The following is a 17,985-nucleotide window of genomic DNA, read 5'->3' on the forward strand; positions in this document are numbered from 1 at the left end:
CTAGGGGATTTTCTTCCCGATTACAGCCATTTTACCACATTCAAATTAGCTAAAGTGCAAATAATTCGGCTTAATAGATAAATCCAATGGGACATCACTCTTTTATAATAAAGGAAAGAAGCGGAGGCGATTATCAATGAAAAAAGGGATTAATATTTGGTCATTTCCAGGCTCTATGAGCGTGAAAGATTGCATTACAACTGCGAAAAAAGCCGGATTCGACGGCATTGAGTTAGCTTTGAACGAAACAGGTGAACTTAGTCTGGAAAGCACGGAAAGCGAAGTTCGTGCGTATCGCCAGCATGCTGACGATACAGGGATTGAGGTAAGCAGCCTAGCAACAGGCTTATTCTGGTCTTATTCCTTGACAAGCAGTGCACCGCAGACGCGTCAGAAGGCGAAAGACATTGTGAAGAAGCAACTAGAGCACGCCGCGGCACTTGGTGTTGATACGATTTTGGTCGTACCTGGTGCGGTAGGTGTTGATTTCATCCCTGACTCTGAAGTGGTTCCGTATGACCAAGCCTATGACTACTCCCTTGAAGCGATTCAGGAGCTTTCGGCCGTTGCCGAGTCTTTGAAGGTTTCGATTGGGATTGAAAATGTGTGGAACAAATTCTTACTATCACCGCTGGAAATGCGGGATTTCATTGATAAAGTAAATTCACCTTATGTAGGTGCCTATTTCGATGTAGGGAATGTTATATTCTCTGGGTACCCGGAGCACTGGATTTCTATTTTGAGCCATCGTATTAAAAAAGTACATTTCAAAGATTATCGCCGCGCAGCTGGCGGTTTGCATGGTTTCGTTGATCTGCTTGCAGGCGATGTGAATTATCCGGAAGTGATGAAAGCCCTTCAAACCATCGGTTATGAAGACTATGTGATCGCTGAAATGATCCCAGGCTATACGCATCACGGTGAGCAAATTGTTTATAACACATCAGGCGCTATGGATGCTATTCTGGGGAGGAAATAATCATGCTAAGAATCGGACTAGTTGGACTAGGCTTCATGGGAAGAACACATTTGGAGAATTATGTACGCCTAGAAGCAGAAGGTGTTGCGATTAAAGTTGTAGCGTTATGTGATATTGACCCGGTTAAGCTAGAAGGCAACGCGGTTGCTGGAAATATTGATACAGGTGATTCGGCGATCGATTTCAACCTCTATGCGAAGTACACTAGTGTGTCCGAAATGATTGAAAAAGAACAGTTGGATTACGTGGATCTAGCTCTCCCGACATACCTGCACCGTGATATTACGATTGAATGTCTAAATAAAGGTCTGCACGTGCTGTGTGAGAAGCCAATGGCTTCGAATCCGCAAGAGTGTGAAGAGATGATTGCAGCTGCTGAAGCGAATGGTAAGCAGTTGATGATTGGACAGTGTCTGCGCTTTTGGCCAGCCTATGTCTTCTTGAAAGAAGCTGTGCAGAATGGGACTTATGGTAAAGTAACAAGCGGTTATTTCTACCGCGGCGGCGCTACGCCGACTTGGGGACCATGGCTAATCGATAAAGAGAAGAGCGGCGGAGCTTTACTCGATATGCATGTTCATGATATTGATATGGTCAATTGGTTGTTCGGAAAACCTGAATCTGTTTCGTGTTTGGCACGGAATGTAGTTCCAGGCAGCGGCTATGATGTCGTGTCTACGAATTATTTGTACGGGGATGGCAAAGTTATCAATGCGCAAGCTGACTGGACGCTCGAAGGTGATTATGGCTTTGATATGCAGTACCGTGTCAATTTCGAGAAAGCGAACATTATTTTTGGCGCAAGCGGCCTGAAAGTAAACCCGAATGATGCGGCTGGATTCAATCCAGAGCTATCACCAGAGATGGGCTATTACTTGGAGCTGAAATATTTCATTGAGACGCTTCTCGCAGGGGAAGCAGTCACGACTGCAACACCGGCTAGTACACGGGAAACGATTGAAATTGCTGTCGCTGAGATCGCATCGGCAGACAAGCAAGGGGCTTGGGTGGAAGTGAAATAGTAAGCGAGATCTGCATGTAAACCTTGGGAATCGAATCTGATTTCTAAGGTTTTTTTGAATTGAGGCACTAAGTATACGCGGCTAGCTCTGGTAGGCAGTAGAACGCATACCTCTACATCATATAAAGGAATGACATCTTCGATAACTTCAGTGTCAGCAACAAAAACGGCAGTCTAGGACATATTTCCGTTTCCTAGTCCGCCGCTGTTTCCGCTGTTTCTTTTCTCGGATCAGTCTGCAATTTTATGTGCTTGAATGTCATCCCACTTGCGAAGGAATCTCGAGGAGATTCGCCTTATTTTATGCTCCATCGAGAAGCGAATAGGCGAAAAGTCGCTGCGAGTTTGTTTAAACGAAATTGACAAGGATATCGGCTGTTGTTCGACCCTTTTCCTTATGGCTGCAGCAATTTCTTTGCGCAAATGAGCATGTGCATCCCCGATTTTGAACAATGCCATGAGGCTGAACGAAAAGTATTGAAAGTATAGCTCTTCATCGTCTGCGATAAATTCGGTATGACCATTTATATTTCTTATTCCGGAAGGATCGGACAACAAGGCGATCAATTCAGGCACAATAACCGTATCCTTTAATTTACCCAGCAAATAGATCGCTGTATATCCTCTGGCATTATTATATTTGATGCTCGTTTTCGGGACGAAGGAATCGCGTTCCACGACCATAGCTCGCAGTACAGGAAGCGCTGCTTCATCCTGCATAAGGGCTAATGCAAAGGAACTGTGCTTGCGCAAATGTTCATTCTCCTGCTGATGCAGCCATTCGAGAAGCAGCGGCTTCATGGAGGGACCGTTTTTTATTGCTGACCATATGGCTAGGCCCGGCTTTTCACTGCTTAAGCCTTTCTGAATGTTCACCGTTTCGTTCAACCAATGAATAATCGGATTCTTCTCATCCTCGTAGGCGATTCGATCCTTCATTCCTACATGATTGTGCGGATTCAAACAACCGGTTGATCTTAGCAGTGCCGCTAATTCATCATAAGGGACGTTCAAGAGATCTGTTTGATGCCGGGTAGCCAGATAGGCCGCCATAGCCGCCGCTTCTCCGCACTTCTGCATATCCCGTTTCATCCGCACACAAGGGGCAAGATCATGGTCGAGCGCCAGGCACCGCCCTGCGACGATCAGACCCTTCATCCCTTTGGGGATGAGTGCCCCGAGCGGGACAGGGACTGAGAAGTTTACGCCCCACATGCTGCCTGCTACGGTCCAATCCTGCTGAGTTTCGCTTTCGAATGCCACGTCCTTACTATGATTATCCAAATTAGCATAGGCGTAAAATAAGGGCTGATCGGTGAGGCGATTGTGCAGGTATCCATCAAACGTCAGATTGGACTCGCCTTCGATAAACCTTCCTTCGCGAATACCAAGCAGCGGTGCTAGGCGGAGAAACCGCTGCTGATCGTCGTATCGATCCTTCAAGTGCGTATGCAGAAGCGCAGAATCGACAATCGCCCGAGTCAAATCCTTTTCATCTGCCTGATCCACATAGCCGGAATCGGTATAAACAAAAGTAACTCGTTGTTTCTCTAAGGCGACGATGACATTAGAAAAAGGTTGGGATTGGCCGTCGCTCTCGCGTCCTTTGCGAGTCGGACAGCCGGCCATCGTGCATACCTCTGCATCTCCCGAGCTGTCGATAACGATACGGCTTCCAGCGGTATGAACGCCATCAGCGTCGATCCAGCGTATCCCCTTGACCGTCACTCCTTCCAGATAGACGCCAGTTACTGTCGCCTCATAGCATAATTCAACACCTGCCTCCAGCGCCTTCTGTTCCATCACATACTTCTTCAACTCGCCGTTCACCGTCACCTGGGGTGTGTAAGAATCGCGTTCCAGTTCCAGAACCTGCTTATCAATTTCTTCGTAGAAGCCGCCCTTAGAACCGTAATAATAAGCAAGCACACCACCCGCCGTACCCACGCCACCCATACAATTGAGTCGCTCGATACCCAGCACCTTCAACCCCATCTTCGCTGCTGTGATAGCAGCTATCGCCCCGGCAGTTCCAAGTCCTACAACAATAATGTCATATTCGTTATCAAATGAATGATTATGAGCAAGGGTTTCAATAACGGACTTATTTACTATTTCTGATAAAATCATTCGGGCTCACCTCCTGCTTCGCATAGGATATTCCTGCTTCGAAGGCTTCCATGAAATTATCATAAGCGCAAGAGGGCAGCCAGCTCGAGCCCATTGCCGCGACTTGAACCCCCTGGTTTACCTTAATATCGAACGTATCGGCAACTGCCGCCAATTTCCATGGACGAAGCATCTTCGGCCTGTTCATCCAGAATTGATGTAATTTGTCACGAGCCACGATCCAATTGTCCTTGTTATCTACCTTCAACTGGAAATAAATCTCCGATGGAAATCCTCCTTGCACCATTTCGTAGCTTCGCCCGGAATCGCCTATCGATGCTGCCAGTGGAGGACCATCAAGAATAGCATTAATGCTTTTTGCAAGGATGGGGGGATTCCACAGATGAGATGAGCCGCAGGTTGAAGTCGTATCTATAATGTTTCGGACTTGCACTGTTTGCGAGCCTGAAGTGTTGTAAAGCATCACTTCATATCCGTCTTCTGTTGATCTTACTTCGGTGATTTCCGTCATCATACGTATATTCAGGTTATGCTTTCGAATGAAATGAAACAGAACTGGTGAAATACCGGGAAGGTGGACGGCGCCGTCCGCTTGCACAATATTGCGCCTGACAAGCTCGTCATATAACTCCTGTCCGATACCGGAAGTCGGTCTGTTGGCAAGCCCGTGTCCCGGACGATAGCTGTTAACATATTCATGACCGACTAGTGAGGACCTTTCAACAAGAATGGACTGTTTGCCTAAGCTGTATGCCATCGCTAGACCGGCAAAAGTGGCTCCATAGATCAATACAGGAGCATCAGAATGAAAGGCTGTCATGATTTCTCACTCCTAACTTGAAGAATTTCCCTCAGCTTTGCGGCCAAATGCTCACCCATGAGCATGTGGCCGTAATCGGAAGGGTGAAGCAAATCAAATACAAGCGACGACATGTCTTTCATAATCTCGTAACCTTCAATCAGATAAAGCGAAGAGTGGTCCAGTTCGGAGACGATTTCTCGCAATATGTGATTAAATTGTGTTTCGTTCCTGCTGGCTGGATAATCCATGTGCGAATAGGTCGCCGCATTCGGATAGACGGTAATGACGACCACAGGCTTCTGAGGCTGCTTCTGAATCACGGTCTGGATTAAATAGTACGCCCGTTCTTTAAACTGTTCAGGTGTAAAGAGCGTTCTCATATTGACTCCCAGCTCCAGCGTAGCTATATCCCAGTCATTCCGATTTGCAATGTAATCCGCAGCTTCTTTCTCGCAGAGACACGAGCCACTCAAACCGAGATTAAGAACATCAACGCCAAGACGTCTTGCGGCCTGTTGAGCATAGCAATTGTAGTAATGGATTGCGGCGCCTCCATGCGTGATTGACGAACCGTAGGCAAGCCATCTTAGCGCAGGCACTTCGTTCTGATGCGGCGGGCGGACACTCCGGCCCAATGTATCCAACTCGTGAAATACCGCTGTATAGCGGCAAGTCATTATCCTCCACACATGGGGCGAGAACGATAAGGACGACTCTTCCGCCAACTTCCTATCAGGGCTTTCCCTCTTGAAGCGTTCGGGTTCTTCTAATAATAGTGTACGTCTGACGCCTGCTTGCAACCGGTGGTTGGAGTGAAAGTAATCGCCTTTAAACACGATCAGATCGCCATCTTCTTCTAGTGAGGAGATCGACAGCCTCACGGCCTCGGCATCGGTGACGAAGCGAATCTCGCAACCGCTGGATTGTGTGGATATATGGGATCCTCTTGTACTTAATCGATTCCGTACGTCTCTTGGATATCGATGTAGGCGCAGTCCGGGGAATAGTTTGTTTTCTTCCAATTCCACAACATTATGAAATTCAAGTTGATCGTAGATCATCATGTACTCCTTTTATGCGGGCTGCCTTATTTTTTTAAGGAAAGCTCCTTGTAGATCTTATTGACTTCCTCAGTAATTTCTTTGCCTCCCGACTTGTTCCATGTTTCCACAAAGCGGTCAAAACCTTTATCTGTATCTACTTCTCCTGTAATAAACTTAATGAAGTATTCCTGTTCGATATTGACCAAATCCGGATATTTGACAGCTGATGGGATGATGAATTTCGCTTCATTGACGACGCGCTCTACGCCTTGGGCCAGCTGGTCCCGCTGTGCAATCTCTTCTGCAGAGTAAGTAAACGGCTCGAACGCTTTCGATTTACGTGAAAGCAGGCCATAATAATTGCCGAATCCCATATTGATCCGCTTCTTACTATCCTTGAAATCTTCCTTAATTACAGGTTTTCCGTTCTCCATCGAGTAATGTACCCCATCTTCCCCAAATTGGGACATCAAGTAGCTGTCTTTATCAGAGTAGAACGAATTAAGAATTTCATATATTTTTTCTTTCTTAGCCGGATTCTTGCCTGCATCAACGCTCATGCCTATATAATTGCCCGTTAAGCCCCACATGGCCAATTTGCCGGGTCCGTATGGACCTTCAAGCGCTTTGCCGACCATAAGGTTGATGCCATTTTTTTTAGCTAACTGCCCGATTTTGCCGTTTTCTCTAAAGTTGCTCCAGTTTTCGGTTGAAATGCCCACGCGTTTGTTCTCGAAGTCATTTCTTTTGCCGTCATTTGTAATGAATTCCGGGTCGAGGACGCCATCTTTAAACCATTTGTTGAGCAGCTTGAACGATTCGCGGGCACCTTCTGTCGTTATCCCATAGACCAGATTACCGGATTTATCTTTGGACCACGATTTGGGATGTACATGATGGGCGCCGAACACGTATTGAAAGGAGTCCGCCGCCCCAATCTTCCCGTAACCAGTCAAGCCAAAGGTATCTTTCTTGCCATTGCCGTCTGGATCATTATTGCGGAATTTATACAGGACATCTTCCAGCTCTTTCAATGTTGTGGGAGGCTGGTTATATCCGACGGCTTTGAGCCAATCCCCGTTATAAAACGGATGAAGGGGGAGTACACCTTCAAGGTTGGTAATCGGAATACCGTAGCTTTTGCCGTTAATGAGGCCGTCATTCCACGCACTCGGCTGATTCTTATCAATAAACTCAGCAAGTGTTGGCATCTTCTTTTTGATTTCCTCGATGGGCAGTTCAGCCAGCAGACCTTGCTGGGAATACGTGCTCACATCAGCCGTCCCCCAAAGCAACCACATATCGGGAAGCTCATTCGTGGCTAATCTCAAATTGAGCTGGTCTTTCCAGTTTTGCCGGTCAATACGCATATTTTTGATTTTGACATTGAATTTCTTTTCTATCCAATTCTGTACCAAGGAACCGTCTTGCTCGGGAAAGTCAAAGCTAAGCCAGCTTATTTCTACAGGTTTCTGTACCTGCGGCGTTGGATTGCCGCTTTGACTCGGCGTTACTTCCGTTTTGGTGCAGCCGCTCAAGACAACAGATGCGGCGAGTACGGATGCGATTGTCATTTTCAAACCGTGATGTTTCATGGTGAAGCCTCCCTTTTATTAGTTTATAGAATAACGCTATGAAGCCATGGAGTTCAATCTACCGCTAAGTTGCAGAAGATGCGTTAGGCATCACTCCCTTCAATAGTTATGGGCATCATCCCTTTAGTGAACCGATCATTATGCCTTTGACAAAATACTTCTGAATAAATGGATACACAACCAGTATGGGGATTGTGGCTATCATAAGGACAGCAGCCTTAACCGACTCGGATACAACCTCGTCCTCGGAGGCCTGCGCCATCAATTCCCGCATCTGCATATCATCATTCTCCACAATGAGACGGCGAAGCAGGATTTGCAGCACGATCTTGGATTGATCCTGGATATAGATGAGTGCGTGGAACCATTCGTTCCAATGATACACAGCCATCCACAGTCCAATTGTGGCCAGAATCGGCTTGGAGATCGGCACAACAATTCGTCCCAGGATCTGAATATCGTTAGCGCCGTCGATTTTAGCAGAATCCTCTAATTCCTGTGGCAGCTCCATAAAAAAATTGCGCATAATGATCATATAAAAGGTGTTGATGAGACCGGGAATGATCAGAGCCCAACGAGTATCGTAGAGACCTATGCTCTTAATGAGTAAAAACGTTGGGATCAGCCCTCCGCTGAAAAACATCGTCAATACAATCAACATCGTATAAAAATGACGGTGGGGCAGGTATTTCTTCGACAACGCATACGCGCCAAGCGTCATAACGACTAAGGACAAGAAGGTCCCCACGACCGTTCGGAATAAGGTATTGAAATAACCGACCCATATTCCGTTGGTTTGGAAGGATTGCTTATAGGAGGACATGCTGAAATGCTTAGGGTACAAATGAATACCCGGACGCAGCGCTTCCTCAGGTGTGCTTAAGGAAACGGATAGTACGTGAACAAACGGATACAAAACACTGATGCATAGCGCAACAATGACAGTCATCGCTGCAAACTGGAACATGATCTCTCCTCGGCTCATTCTGCTTAACATGCTCATAAGATCCCTTCCTGTCCCATTCGTTTGATGGCATAATTGGTCAGCATGACAAGGATAAACGCGACCACATTCTTGAACAGTCCCACGGCTGCGGTTAAGCTATACTGCAGTTGTGTAAGACCCGCACGGTACACGTAAGTGTCCAGGATATCGGCAACACTGTAAGTATTCGGACTATAAAGATTCAGAACCTGATCAAATCCCGCATTTAAAATGTTGCCGACCCGGAATATGAACATGATGCAAATCACCGAAAGAATGCTTGGAAGCGTAATATGAAGCGTTTGCTTCCAACGTGAAGCACCGTCCATCACAGCGGCTTCATACATGGAGGGATCGATGCCTGAGAGTGCAGCCAGATAAATAATGGTGCCCCACCCAATTTCCTTCCATATCGAGGAGACAACAAGAGTAAATCGAAAATATGCGGGATCCCCAAGGAAATAAACAGGGTCAAATCCAAAAAAATGAATCAGGCCGCTCACAACGCCTGTACTCGGTGACAAGATAGTAATGAGTAATCCGCCTAATATGACCCACGATAGAAAATGGGGCAGATAGCTGATCGTTTGTGTAATTCGTTTGAAGGTATTGATGCGGATTTCATTAAATAGCAGAGCGAGCACAATCGGCGCCGGAAAACCAAAAACGATATGATAGAAGCTGAGAATAACAGTATTTTTCATGACTCGCGGAAAGTCCTGCGATGCTGTGAATAAATAATGGAAATGCTTCAAACCGACCCATGAGCTTCCCCAAATGCCTTCTCGAATCCGGAAATCCTTAAATGCAATTTGCACCCCGTAGAGTGGTCCGTACTCAAAAATCAAATAATACACTAAAGCGGGTACAAGCATAAGAAACAAATACTTGCACTTAGCATAGTCCTTCCAGATCGAAGAACGGAACGTAATCGTTTTCATAATGTTCTCTCCTTGTATTCGATGTGATAGCCACATCATAATTGCGTTCTTGGCAAGCTTCAATGTTAACATCTGAAACGAGACTGAAATATATGAAACAGTCAGAAAAAAAACGTTGTACTGCCGGCTTTTTACCGGAAACAACGTTTTAGTAACTTATATGAATTTGTCCTTAACCTGAATGAATCACACTTTTGTTAATGGGGGGCATGCTGCGGTATTGCATGGGGGTTACACCGGTATACTGTTTGAACTTGGTTCCGAAATACCCGGGACTCCTATAACCCGATTGTTCGGCCACATCTGAAATCGATAAGCGATCGTCTGCCAGAAGCTCTTTGGCTTTCTCTATTCTGATCTTCGTTAAATAATCGGCAATGGTCTGCGAATACTGCTCTTTGAAAACCTTGCAAATAAATTGCTTGGAATAAGATGTGACATTTGCTAATTCGTCCAAGGAAATGTCGTGCTGAAGATTTTCCTCGATGTAAGACTTCAAGGTATGGGCCAATACGGAATGCAATGATTCAGGTCGGTACTGTAGCCGAACCGCCAACTCCAGACTAAGCGCTTCCAGGGACTGAAGTGTAGCCGTAAAAGTTTCTTTTTTATGACTGCTCATCAGTTCGTTCGGACTCTTGAAGACGTAGTCACCGGTCATGGCTTCCAGCATGATCTTGGTCAAACACAATGTAAGCTGGTTCAGGTACAGCTCAATTCCCTGGATCGAATAGCTTTCTGCTTGCATACGGGTATGAATGTCGGCAAAGTAGTGTTGGATCTGCTCGGGAGTTCCTCCGTGGATCAGATTCTCGAATATCTCCCCAGGCATCAAATCCAATAGGACAGAGCTTCTTGTCCTGATTTCCTGATAGATTACGATACTCTGTTCGCCAAGGAGAAATTTATATTGGGCTGCTTCCTGAGCCTCTGTGAATGAAACGATTAATTGCTCAGCCTCCTCCACGATACAACCGATACCGGCAGAGAATTTGAGTTCCTCCCCGATCTTGAGGCGGAGGGCATTCAGCTCGTTACGGATTTCGGCCACCCGTGACACTTCATCGGTTTCTTCCGTATCGTCTAACTGATACACGATCGCGATGTGTTCTTTGCCCCATGGGATTGAGATGAGAGACAATCTTTGCTGCTTCTGTTCCAGCTTCTCTTTCAGTTCATCCCTGCGATGGGGCTCAACAGGTGTGAGGAGAGCGGCAGCGAATGCACCCTTCTCAGGAAAGGGGAACTGCTTCTCATCAACGGATAACGTACCACTCAACATATCCTGCAGATGCTTATCCCGGACATGTCGATGCAATTGATTGATGCGGTACGTCAGGAGCTGAATCGGCTTATCCAGTCTTAGGGACAGTAAGTAAGACAATAACAGACCAATGATCAGAATACTTGCAATGACGAGCCATATTTCTTTTTTCAACGTTTGCGTCAATAACAAATAGGAGGTAATCGGACGAATGCTTGCGTAAGACCACCCCAATTGAGACCTTTCGGGGGGGAGTACGGACAGCACGGTGCCATTGCGATAAGGGATAGTTGTTACTTGACTCTGCAAGAGAGGCGCAACAATTTGGTTATCATCGAGAACCGGACCCTTACCTGTCAGATCGGAGGATAACATCCCCGTATCTGTAAACAGGTAGATTTGCTCCTTTGAGTGGCGCAGCATGTTCCGCACATTGTTCATCAGTTCTTCAGCATTAACATCCACAATCATATAGCCTTTGACATTGGAGCCAGCAGATTTATAAGGCAAGGTATAGATATACGACAGAACCTTATGGTCTGATCCTTCGGCACTCACTTGATCGCGAACAAACCATTTATGAGGCTCAATCGTTTGTAAATGATCGATTAATGGACCGTTCGGAGAACGCTGCGGATCTGCATAAAAGTAATTCGTATCTACAATGAACCCCGATCTGTCAAACACAATCGTTACGTTGTCCAGTCCGGGTTGAGTAATTGACAGCGTTTTCAAATCATGAACTAAACGAGTTGCACGGAAATAATTCCCGTCGATAGGGTGATCCAGGAAGAAATGAACCTCCTCCATACTGGATTCTCGAATTGTTGTCATCGCTTTATCCAATAATGCGTTATGATAACGCTCCAGGTAATTGTCTTCCACATAGGATTTAACGCGCTCAAGTTCATATAAGCTTTCCTTGGATATTTCCTTGGCAAGCAGGTCATTGGTACGTTTCGTAAAATAACCACCGAATAAACTGATAATTACGACAGTTAATGCAAGGTAAGATAGTACAAGTTTACGCAAGTAACCACTAGGTTTTTTAAATAATATCCACATATGCGTTCCCCCTTTCTGCTATGAGTTGCGATATTCCTGCATCATAACTAAATTTACTGGCAAAGTAAAGCGGTTCCACATAGCCTACTTCACTGCCAATTCCGGTGATGGGGGCTGCGATAAGACGGGTATTCTCGTCCTCATCCTGGGATCTTTCTGTTTCCAACGATTCATAATTTAAACATCAAATTCAAATAGTGAGATTGTTGCCTTGAAATAAAACGCTTACCCTTAAAGAGGATGAAGCCTTCTGGAATTGGGCAGATCCAAACCAAATGCGAAAGGGTGCGAATTCATGAAGAGAAGAAGGATTAACAAGACATTGATTTCAATTCTGCTTGTATGCATGTTGTTTACCCTAAGTCCCTTACCAGCCCAGTTTGGAGGGATTCCCCTTGCTTCCGCAGACAGCCTTCCTTCGAATCTGGTTTCGAATAGCGGGTTTGAAGATGATCTCGACGCAAACGGCCAACCGGACAACTGGGTGCTCTCTAATGTAGGAGTAACAAGCGCAAGCGTTACCCTTGATACTTATTACGCGATTGAGGGGAGTAAGAGCGCCAAAGTTACTTTTACCGCAAATTCTCTGGCAGAAACTCATTATGCACAGATGCTTAGCACTCCGATACCTGTTAAAAAAAGTACCGCCTATACAGTTTCCTTCCAAACAGGGTTCAGTGGAGCGTTATCTGCCGTTAATGCAAGGGTCGTCTGGTACGATGAAAATGGAGCTTACATAGCCGGCAACGACTTGATAATTTGGAATCAGACGGTGAATAACAACAGTTCCGCCTTCAGCGGCTGGAAGTATAAAGCGGCGGGCACTCCCAACTCCCCGATTAATGCAACGACGGCGCGCATTCAGCTACGCTTTGAAAATGCCGCATCCGATAGTGGAATCATCTATTTGGATGATGTTAATTTGGTCGAAGGCAATGAGGAGCGGCTTGGAAATATACTGCCGAATGCGGATTTCGAACGGGATGCAGCCGGGGATACCGTACCGGATAATTGGACCGTGACCAAAACCATCGGCAGCGCCACCGCCGCATTGTCTGATGAACAGGTACTTGAAGGGAATAAGAGCTTGAAATTCAATATTCCGTCCGGGACAAAAGCTTTGAATTCGTACGTAAAGATTAAATCTGCTTATGTCAAATCAATTCAAGAATCGGAGACATACCTATATCGGGCCTATTTGAACTACTTGGGCTCGAATATGAATAACGAAGTCGATATAAGGGTCCTTTGGTACAGTACGGCCGATCTGGTTAATCCGCTTCGGGCAGACCATATTTATCAGATGACCCTCGTATACAATGATCCTGTGAACCATGCCGGATGGAAGATGTTCGAGAGTAATCTTATTCCACCTGCTTCGGCCGATAGAGCCATTTTCGAGGTAGCCGTAACTTCCAAAAGCACAACGGCCGCCGGAACGTTCTATGTGGATAACATGTACTTCGGTAAGAATAAACTGATGAATCCGTCCTTTGAATACGAGGATGTAGTTGATAACGCGACTATGGCCAATATGCCCGACGGCAAGATAGACGGTTGGGAATTTGCTGATCTGGATCAGAACGCGGCGTCGCTGACGGTTGACGCAACTTATGCCAAAGACGGTAAATTCAGCGGGAAGCTGTCCATTCCGGCTGGCTCTCCGACCACAGATCAGGCTTATGCAGAGCTGAAAAGCGGCAAACGGCCGATCGATAGCTCCCAAACCATGTTGGCCAAGCTATCCTTCAATTTGAGAGGCAAACTTCATCGAATACATAGTCAAATCCTTTTCTTTGACACTGCCGGCACGCAGATTGCAGCCAAGGACATATGGGACGAAACGATCCTTTACGACTCGGCGGTGTTGAGCGGCTGGTTCAATAAAAATCTGACGGTGATCCCCCCTGCAAACGCAACAGCAGCGCAGATTGCTATCCGTGTTTATACGCCATCGAGCTTATCTAATGAGGGAGCGGTGTATGTAGATAATGCTTATTTAGGCAAAAATGAAACCTATTCTCTCATCGCCAACAATAATGTGGAAGATATTTTGGATCCGATGTGGATCAGGACAATGAACAGCGAGCAATACTGGAAGCTGAAGCATAATGTCAACAACACAGCTGGGAATTTCGGGATATCTCGGGAAACCAGTGAACTTATGGTTTGGTATAAACAGACGGCAGGGACATACAACGAGGTACTCTACCAGCGAGAATTCAATTTGGATGTGCAGGGTATTTACGATCGGGTCATTATCGACACCAGCGGCGCCGGCGGTAAGGAAATCATTATGAGGGTGAATTACATCGATACGAGTGGGATGCCGGAGACAGTCGAAAGCATCAAAGAAATTACGGACGGCAAATATAAGGAAGTTCCGCTGGATTTGGTGAATCCGAAGATGCTGACGAGCATTGAACTGGGTATACGAGATCGAGCGGGAGCCGTGGAAATCCATGACGAAATTGCCGGCGCGAACTTTCATTGGATCATGCTTAAGAAGCCGGGCATGGAGACAAAACCGAACCATAGCCAAACCCCGATGAAGAGTACCATTGACGACCTATTGACGATAGGTATTCCCCATGGTCTTCTTTTCTCTCGCTCCGATGTTGCGACCTTAAGGAATAGAATCAAGACAGGTGTGGACAAAGATATATTCGATCAGGTGCAGAAGCAAGCCGACGCATACCTCAGCTATGTGCCGGAGAACGACATCGATGGTTATCTGCCTCCGTCTGACACTGCCAAAGGCAATTATTCACGTGACGGCAACGATATACCGCTGGGTTGGCCGGATAAAATTACCAAGCTGTCATACGCTTATGTGATGACAGGCAATCTGGCCTATGCCGATATGGCTCGCCGTATTCTGCTGACCATGGCCGATACGCCGGAGTGGACGCAATCCTTCATGTACCGCAGAACGGAAAAGCCGAACCCCGACGGGCGCTGGTCACCGTTCAATGAAGCGCAGGCGGTTGTCGCAGCTAGTCTTGGCTACGACTGGATTTATAATACACTGACAGATGAAGAAAGAACGCTCATTCGCAACGCTATCCGGGACAAAGGTGTCAAATATCTGGATGCGTTCGTGAACACGCAAACGTTCTGGCAAACCAATAATCAAGGGCTTGATTTCAACGGAGCTCTCGCCGTGGGCGCGATTGTCATTAACGACACCGCAAAGATTGCCAAAGCCAAGACCAACCTGGAGACTGTTATCAATAACTATTACAAGCCTGACGGGGATACCGATGAAGGTATGAACTATTGGATTTATTCTACTTCTTCAGCAATATTTGGCGCTGAGGTGTTGTCCCGCTACAATCCAAGCTGGACTTCTGGTTTAAAGACCGATGGACTGAAGCGATCGATTGAGTTCGTTCTTCATAATATTTCGATCGGTTCAGACAAGCCGCTGCAAACGTTGAATTTTAATGATGGCAATACCCTGTATATGAATGCCAATCACATAGCCGATTATTATGCATCGCAACAGTTTCAGAATCCATACGACAAGTGGGTGTGGCAAATCGGTACGAATGAGAACGAATTATTCGTCTCCGTATCCGGCAATCCTGTATTCAACCTGATTTTCTCCAACCAAACCGAAGCCTCATACCCGCAGTTACCTCTGTATGTTAACTTTGATGGCAATACAGCGAAGGCTGGAACAGGTTACATGTTCATGAGAAGCGGCTGGGAGCAAGGCGACGATATTATGCTCGGATTTGCCGGAGGGCAATGGCCAGCTGGTCATTATCATCTCGACAGGAATTCATTCATTCTGGAAGGCTACGGCGCCAAGTTTATTCAGGATCGCGGCAGAACGCTATTTTCCGACCCTTCCTATGCGGATTACATCAGAACGGCAAGTCACAATACGATCTCCCTGAATGGCGAGGATCAAATATGGAAGAAATCAGGGTCTGCGGCACAGGTCGAAAGGGAGTTCGCATCACCGCTCTTTGATTTCTATTCGAGCGAAGCGAAAGATGCCTACAACACCGGAGCTGTGCAGAAAATGAGTTCTTTCAAGCGCAATATCGTATATGCGAGGCCGGACATCTTCTTTATCGTAGATGAAGTTACCCCGACCGCAGCATCGACCATACAATATAATCTGCATACACGTCAACCTCGTTCGGTGAACGGGAACATGATTACCTTCACTGATTTTGCAACGAATTCAAGTCTTGAGATGGGGATTGTACTTCCGGCTTCCGGTAGCTACTCGCTCATGCCCGAGCAGCAGATCAAGGGAGACTCCGGCAATACGAATCTATACGATTTTCAGATGTACACACCCACAGCCAGATTGAATGAGAAGTTCTTCACAGTCTACCGACCAAAGCGATCCGGAGAGCAAGGGATGACCATTAATCAGATCGATGCAGACGTTCGCGAGATCAACGTGCCTGGCGGCGCTTATACGACTGCATATGGCAATACGATCACCACCCATGTGAATACGGATGCCAAATTCGCCCTGATGTACAAGAAGGAGACTGATAACTATGTATCTACTGTCGGTCTCATGAAAGGATCTAGACTTGCTTATAAAGGCGTGCAGTTGATATCTGCCAACGTTGTCAGTGATATATCAGTCGAGTGGAAGCCGGATCATACTGTGAGCGGTAAGATCAAGACGGATGGCGCGGGGACTGTAACTCTCATTTCGCCTTATGACGGAATGACGCAATACCAGTTTACTTTCACGGAGGCTGGGGAGCAAATCATCTCTAATACCCTGAGAACTGTGAATGCCGGCAAGAAAAGCGAAACGCTGAAGATCGGCTTCACACGGCAAATATCACTGCAGGGAAGACTCTATGATGGAACTCCGTCAGATCTGAGTACTGCCTCGAAAACATTCACGAGCAGCAATGTGAACATTGCTACCGTCAGCAGCAGTGGATTGGTGACAGGCTTATCGGAAGGAACGGCGGAAATCACCGCTGAAGTGACTTTATCAGGCGTTACGCGGGTAGTTAGTGTGAAAGTGACTGTAACTCCACTTGTGATCGGGAATCTGATCGTTAACGGCGGGCTTGACACTAATAGCAATAATTGGGACATAGCTAACTATAATGCCGCAGCGATCACCATGGATAACGTGACCCATCATGGGGGAACTGGGAGCTTAAAGTTGTCCATCGCTAATGCATCAGGCGGAGCTTTTATGAACACGCACGTCACCAGTACAAGGTTCGATATTAAGGAAAACGGGCTTTATGAGGCGAAGTTTTGGTACAAGATCGCTGCTGCGACGGTTGCGACGGCAACGAATGTGAACAAGCTCACAGGCAAAGTATACTGGTATGACAAAGACGGATATCGGATTGGCGGCCAGAACGATATCCTTATTGATCGAAATGCCACCGCTCCACAATCGACCGGATGGCTCCAGGCCCATGCTAAGGTTGTCGCCCCGGCGGGAGCAGTAAGCGGCAAATTAACCGTGTTTCTGTGGACAGACATGAAGAATGCCATAGACCTGTGGCTGGATGATATGGAAGTCACCTTCGAAGGTCAAGGGTTACTGGCTACGCAAAGTTTTGAAATAGACACCGATCAGAATGGAGTAGCTAACAATTGGAGCGGCTTGTATACCAATGGAGCATATTCTAACGTAAGCTTCTCCAAAGACGATGTTGCTAAGGCAGATGGTGATTATAGTCAGAAATATACGTTCAGTGGAACGAATCTCGATAACACCATCGTATATTTGAACAGTGATATTTTTGCGATTAACCCGAACTCCACCTACCGTTTTAGAGGACAGGAGCAGCACAGTGGCAAGTTGTATAAACAAGCAGCATATGTCATTTGGTACAACTCCGGCAATCAGGAAGTTGGAACGCGCTCATTATTATACGATGACAATGTGAGTTACAACTCGTCTACTCCTTCAGGCTGGGTTCAGAAGGAAGCTAACGCAATTGCTCCGCCACAAGGCGTTGGAGCGGTGAAAGCCAGAATTCAGCTCAGAACCCTGACGAAGACAGGAGATAGCGGATCAGCCTGGTATGATGACATTTATTTCGGTGAGTAACTTACGAGTTGTAGTAGGTAATCAAATAACCATGAAAAAGTTAATTTTTTTCATTTGACTGCAATCGCTTTCGTATTCTATGCTAATTGCATTTGC

10 protein-coding genes are annotated in these 17,985 nt (G+C 46.4%); 3 read left to right on the forward strand and 7 right to left on the reverse strand.

Annotated elements, in window-relative coordinates:
* Positions 1-136: 136 nt before the first annotated feature.
* Together GC096_RS25415 and GC096_RS25420 are read left to right on the forward strand one after the other, a co-directional pair.
* Positions 137-979, forward strand: coding sequence for a sugar phosphate isomerase/epimerase family protein (locus tag GC096_RS25415; protein WP_171634069.1), 843 nt, complete (start codon positions 137-139; stop codon positions 977-979).
* A 2-nt stretch (positions 980-981) separates the two neighbouring features.
* Positions 982-2,001: a Gfo/Idh/MocA family protein gene (locus tag GC096_RS25420; protein ID WP_171634070.1), complete on the forward strand. Its 1,020-nt coding sequence runs from the start codon at positions 982-984 to the stop codon at positions 1,999-2,001.
* 230 nt (positions 2,002-2,231) lie between these two features.
* Here GC096_RS25420 and GC096_RS25425 read toward each other — a convergent pair whose 3' ends face one another.
* The 7 genes from GC096_RS25425 to GC096_RS25455 all read right to left on the reverse strand — a co-directional run bounded on the left by GC096_RS25425 (position 2,232) and on the right by GC096_RS25455 (position 11,825).
* Positions 2,232-4,130 carry an FAD-dependent oxidoreductase gene (locus GC096_RS25425; RefSeq protein ID WP_171634072.1) on the reverse strand — a complete coding sequence of 633 codons (1,899 nt, stop codon included), beginning with the start codon at positions 4,128-4,130 and terminating at the stop codon, positions 2,232-2,234.
* Positions 4,105-4,950, reverse strand: coding sequence for an FAD-dependent oxidoreductase (locus tag GC096_RS25430; protein ID WP_171634073.1), 846 nt, complete (start codon positions 4,948-4,950; stop codon positions 4,105-4,107). The genes GC096_RS25425 and GC096_RS25430 overlap by 26 nt, the downstream gene beginning before the upstream one ends.
* Positions 4,947-5,996 carry an SGNH/GDSL hydrolase family protein gene (locus GC096_RS25435; protein ID WP_246302936.1) on the reverse strand — a complete coding sequence of 350 codons (1,050 nt, stop codon included), beginning with the start codon at positions 5,994-5,996 and terminating at the stop codon, positions 4,947-4,949. Before GC096_RS25435 ends, GC096_RS25430 begins: the two co-directional genes overlap by 4 nt.
* Before the next feature lie 23 nt (positions 5,997-6,019).
* The gene (locus tag GC096_RS25440) at positions 6,020-7,570 is read right to left on the reverse strand and encodes an extracellular solute-binding protein (RefSeq protein WP_171634074.1); all 1,551 of its coding nucleotides are present in this window, start codon (positions 7,568-7,570) and stop codon (positions 6,020-6,022) included.
* 115 nt (positions 7,571-7,685) lie between these two features.
* Entirely contained in the window at positions 7,686-8,573 is an 888-nt protein-coding gene (locus tag GC096_RS25445) for a carbohydrate ABC transporter permease (protein WP_171634076.1), read from the reverse strand.
* Entirely contained in the window at positions 8,570-9,496 is a 927-nt protein-coding gene (locus tag GC096_RS25450) for an ABC transporter permease (protein ID WP_171634078.1), read from the reverse strand. The genes GC096_RS25445 and GC096_RS25450 overlap by 4 nt, the downstream gene beginning before the upstream one ends.
* Positions 9,497-9,668: 172 nt before the next feature.
* Positions 9,669-11,825, reverse strand: coding sequence for a helix-turn-helix domain-containing protein (locus tag GC096_RS25455; protein ID WP_171634079.1), 2,157 nt, complete (start codon positions 11,823-11,825; stop codon positions 9,669-9,671).
* Positions 11,826-12,120: 295 nt separating this feature from the next.
* Between GC096_RS25455 and GC096_RS25460 the strand changes: the two genes are divergently transcribed.
* Positions 12,121-17,889: a heparinase II/III domain-containing protein gene (locus tag GC096_RS25460; protein WP_171634081.1), complete on the forward strand. Its 5,769-nt coding sequence runs from the start codon at positions 12,121-12,123 to the stop codon at positions 17,887-17,889.
* Positions 17,890-17,985: the final 96 nt, after the last annotated feature.

Source organism: Paenibacillus plantarum, assembly GCF_013141695.1.
Taxonomy (GTDB): domain Bacteria; phylum Bacillota; class Bacilli; order Paenibacillales; family NBRC-103111; genus Paenibacillus_E; species Paenibacillus_E plantarum.

What these genes read in the sequence shown, in the direction of transcription:
- GC096_RS25420 (WP_171634070.1), top strand. Translation starts at nt 982, where the DNA reads ATGCTAAGAATCGGACTAGTTGGACTAGGCTTCATGGGAAGAACACAT.
- GC096_RS25460 (WP_171634081.1), top strand. Translation starts at nt 12,121, where the DNA reads ATGAAGAGAAGAAGGATTAACAAGACATTGATTTCAATTCTGCTTGTA.
- GC096_RS25425 (WP_171634072.1), bottom strand. Translation starts at nt 4,130, where the DNA reads ATGATTTTATCAGAAATAGTAAATAAGTCCGTTATTGAAACCCTTGCT.
- GC096_RS25430 (WP_171634073.1), bottom strand. Translation starts at nt 4,950, where the DNA reads ATGACAGCCTTTCATTCTGATGCTCCTGTATTGATCTATGGAGCCACT.
- GC096_RS25450 (WP_171634078.1), bottom strand. Translation starts at nt 9,496, where the DNA reads ATGAAAACGATTACGTTCCGTTCTTCGATCTGGAAGGACTATGCTAAG.
- GC096_RS25440 (WP_171634074.1), bottom strand. Translation starts at nt 7,570, where the DNA reads ATGAAACATCACGGTTTGAAAATGACAATCGCATCCGTACTCGCCGCA.
- GC096_RS25445 (WP_171634076.1), bottom strand. Translation starts at nt 8,573, where the DNA reads ATGAGCATGTTAAGCAGAATGAGCCGAGGAGAGATCATGTTCCAGTTT.
- GC096_RS25435 (WP_246302936.1), bottom strand. Translation starts at nt 5,996, where the DNA reads ATGATGATCTACGATCAACTTGAATTTCATAATGTTGTGGAATTGGAA.
- GC096_RS25415 (WP_171634069.1), top strand. Translation starts at nt 137, where the DNA reads ATGAAAAAAGGGATTAATATTTGGTCATTTCCAGGCTCTATGAGCGTG.
- GC096_RS25455 (WP_171634079.1), bottom strand. Translation starts at nt 11,825, where the DNA reads ATGTGGATATTATTTAAAAAACCTAGTGGTTACTTGCGTAAACTTGTA.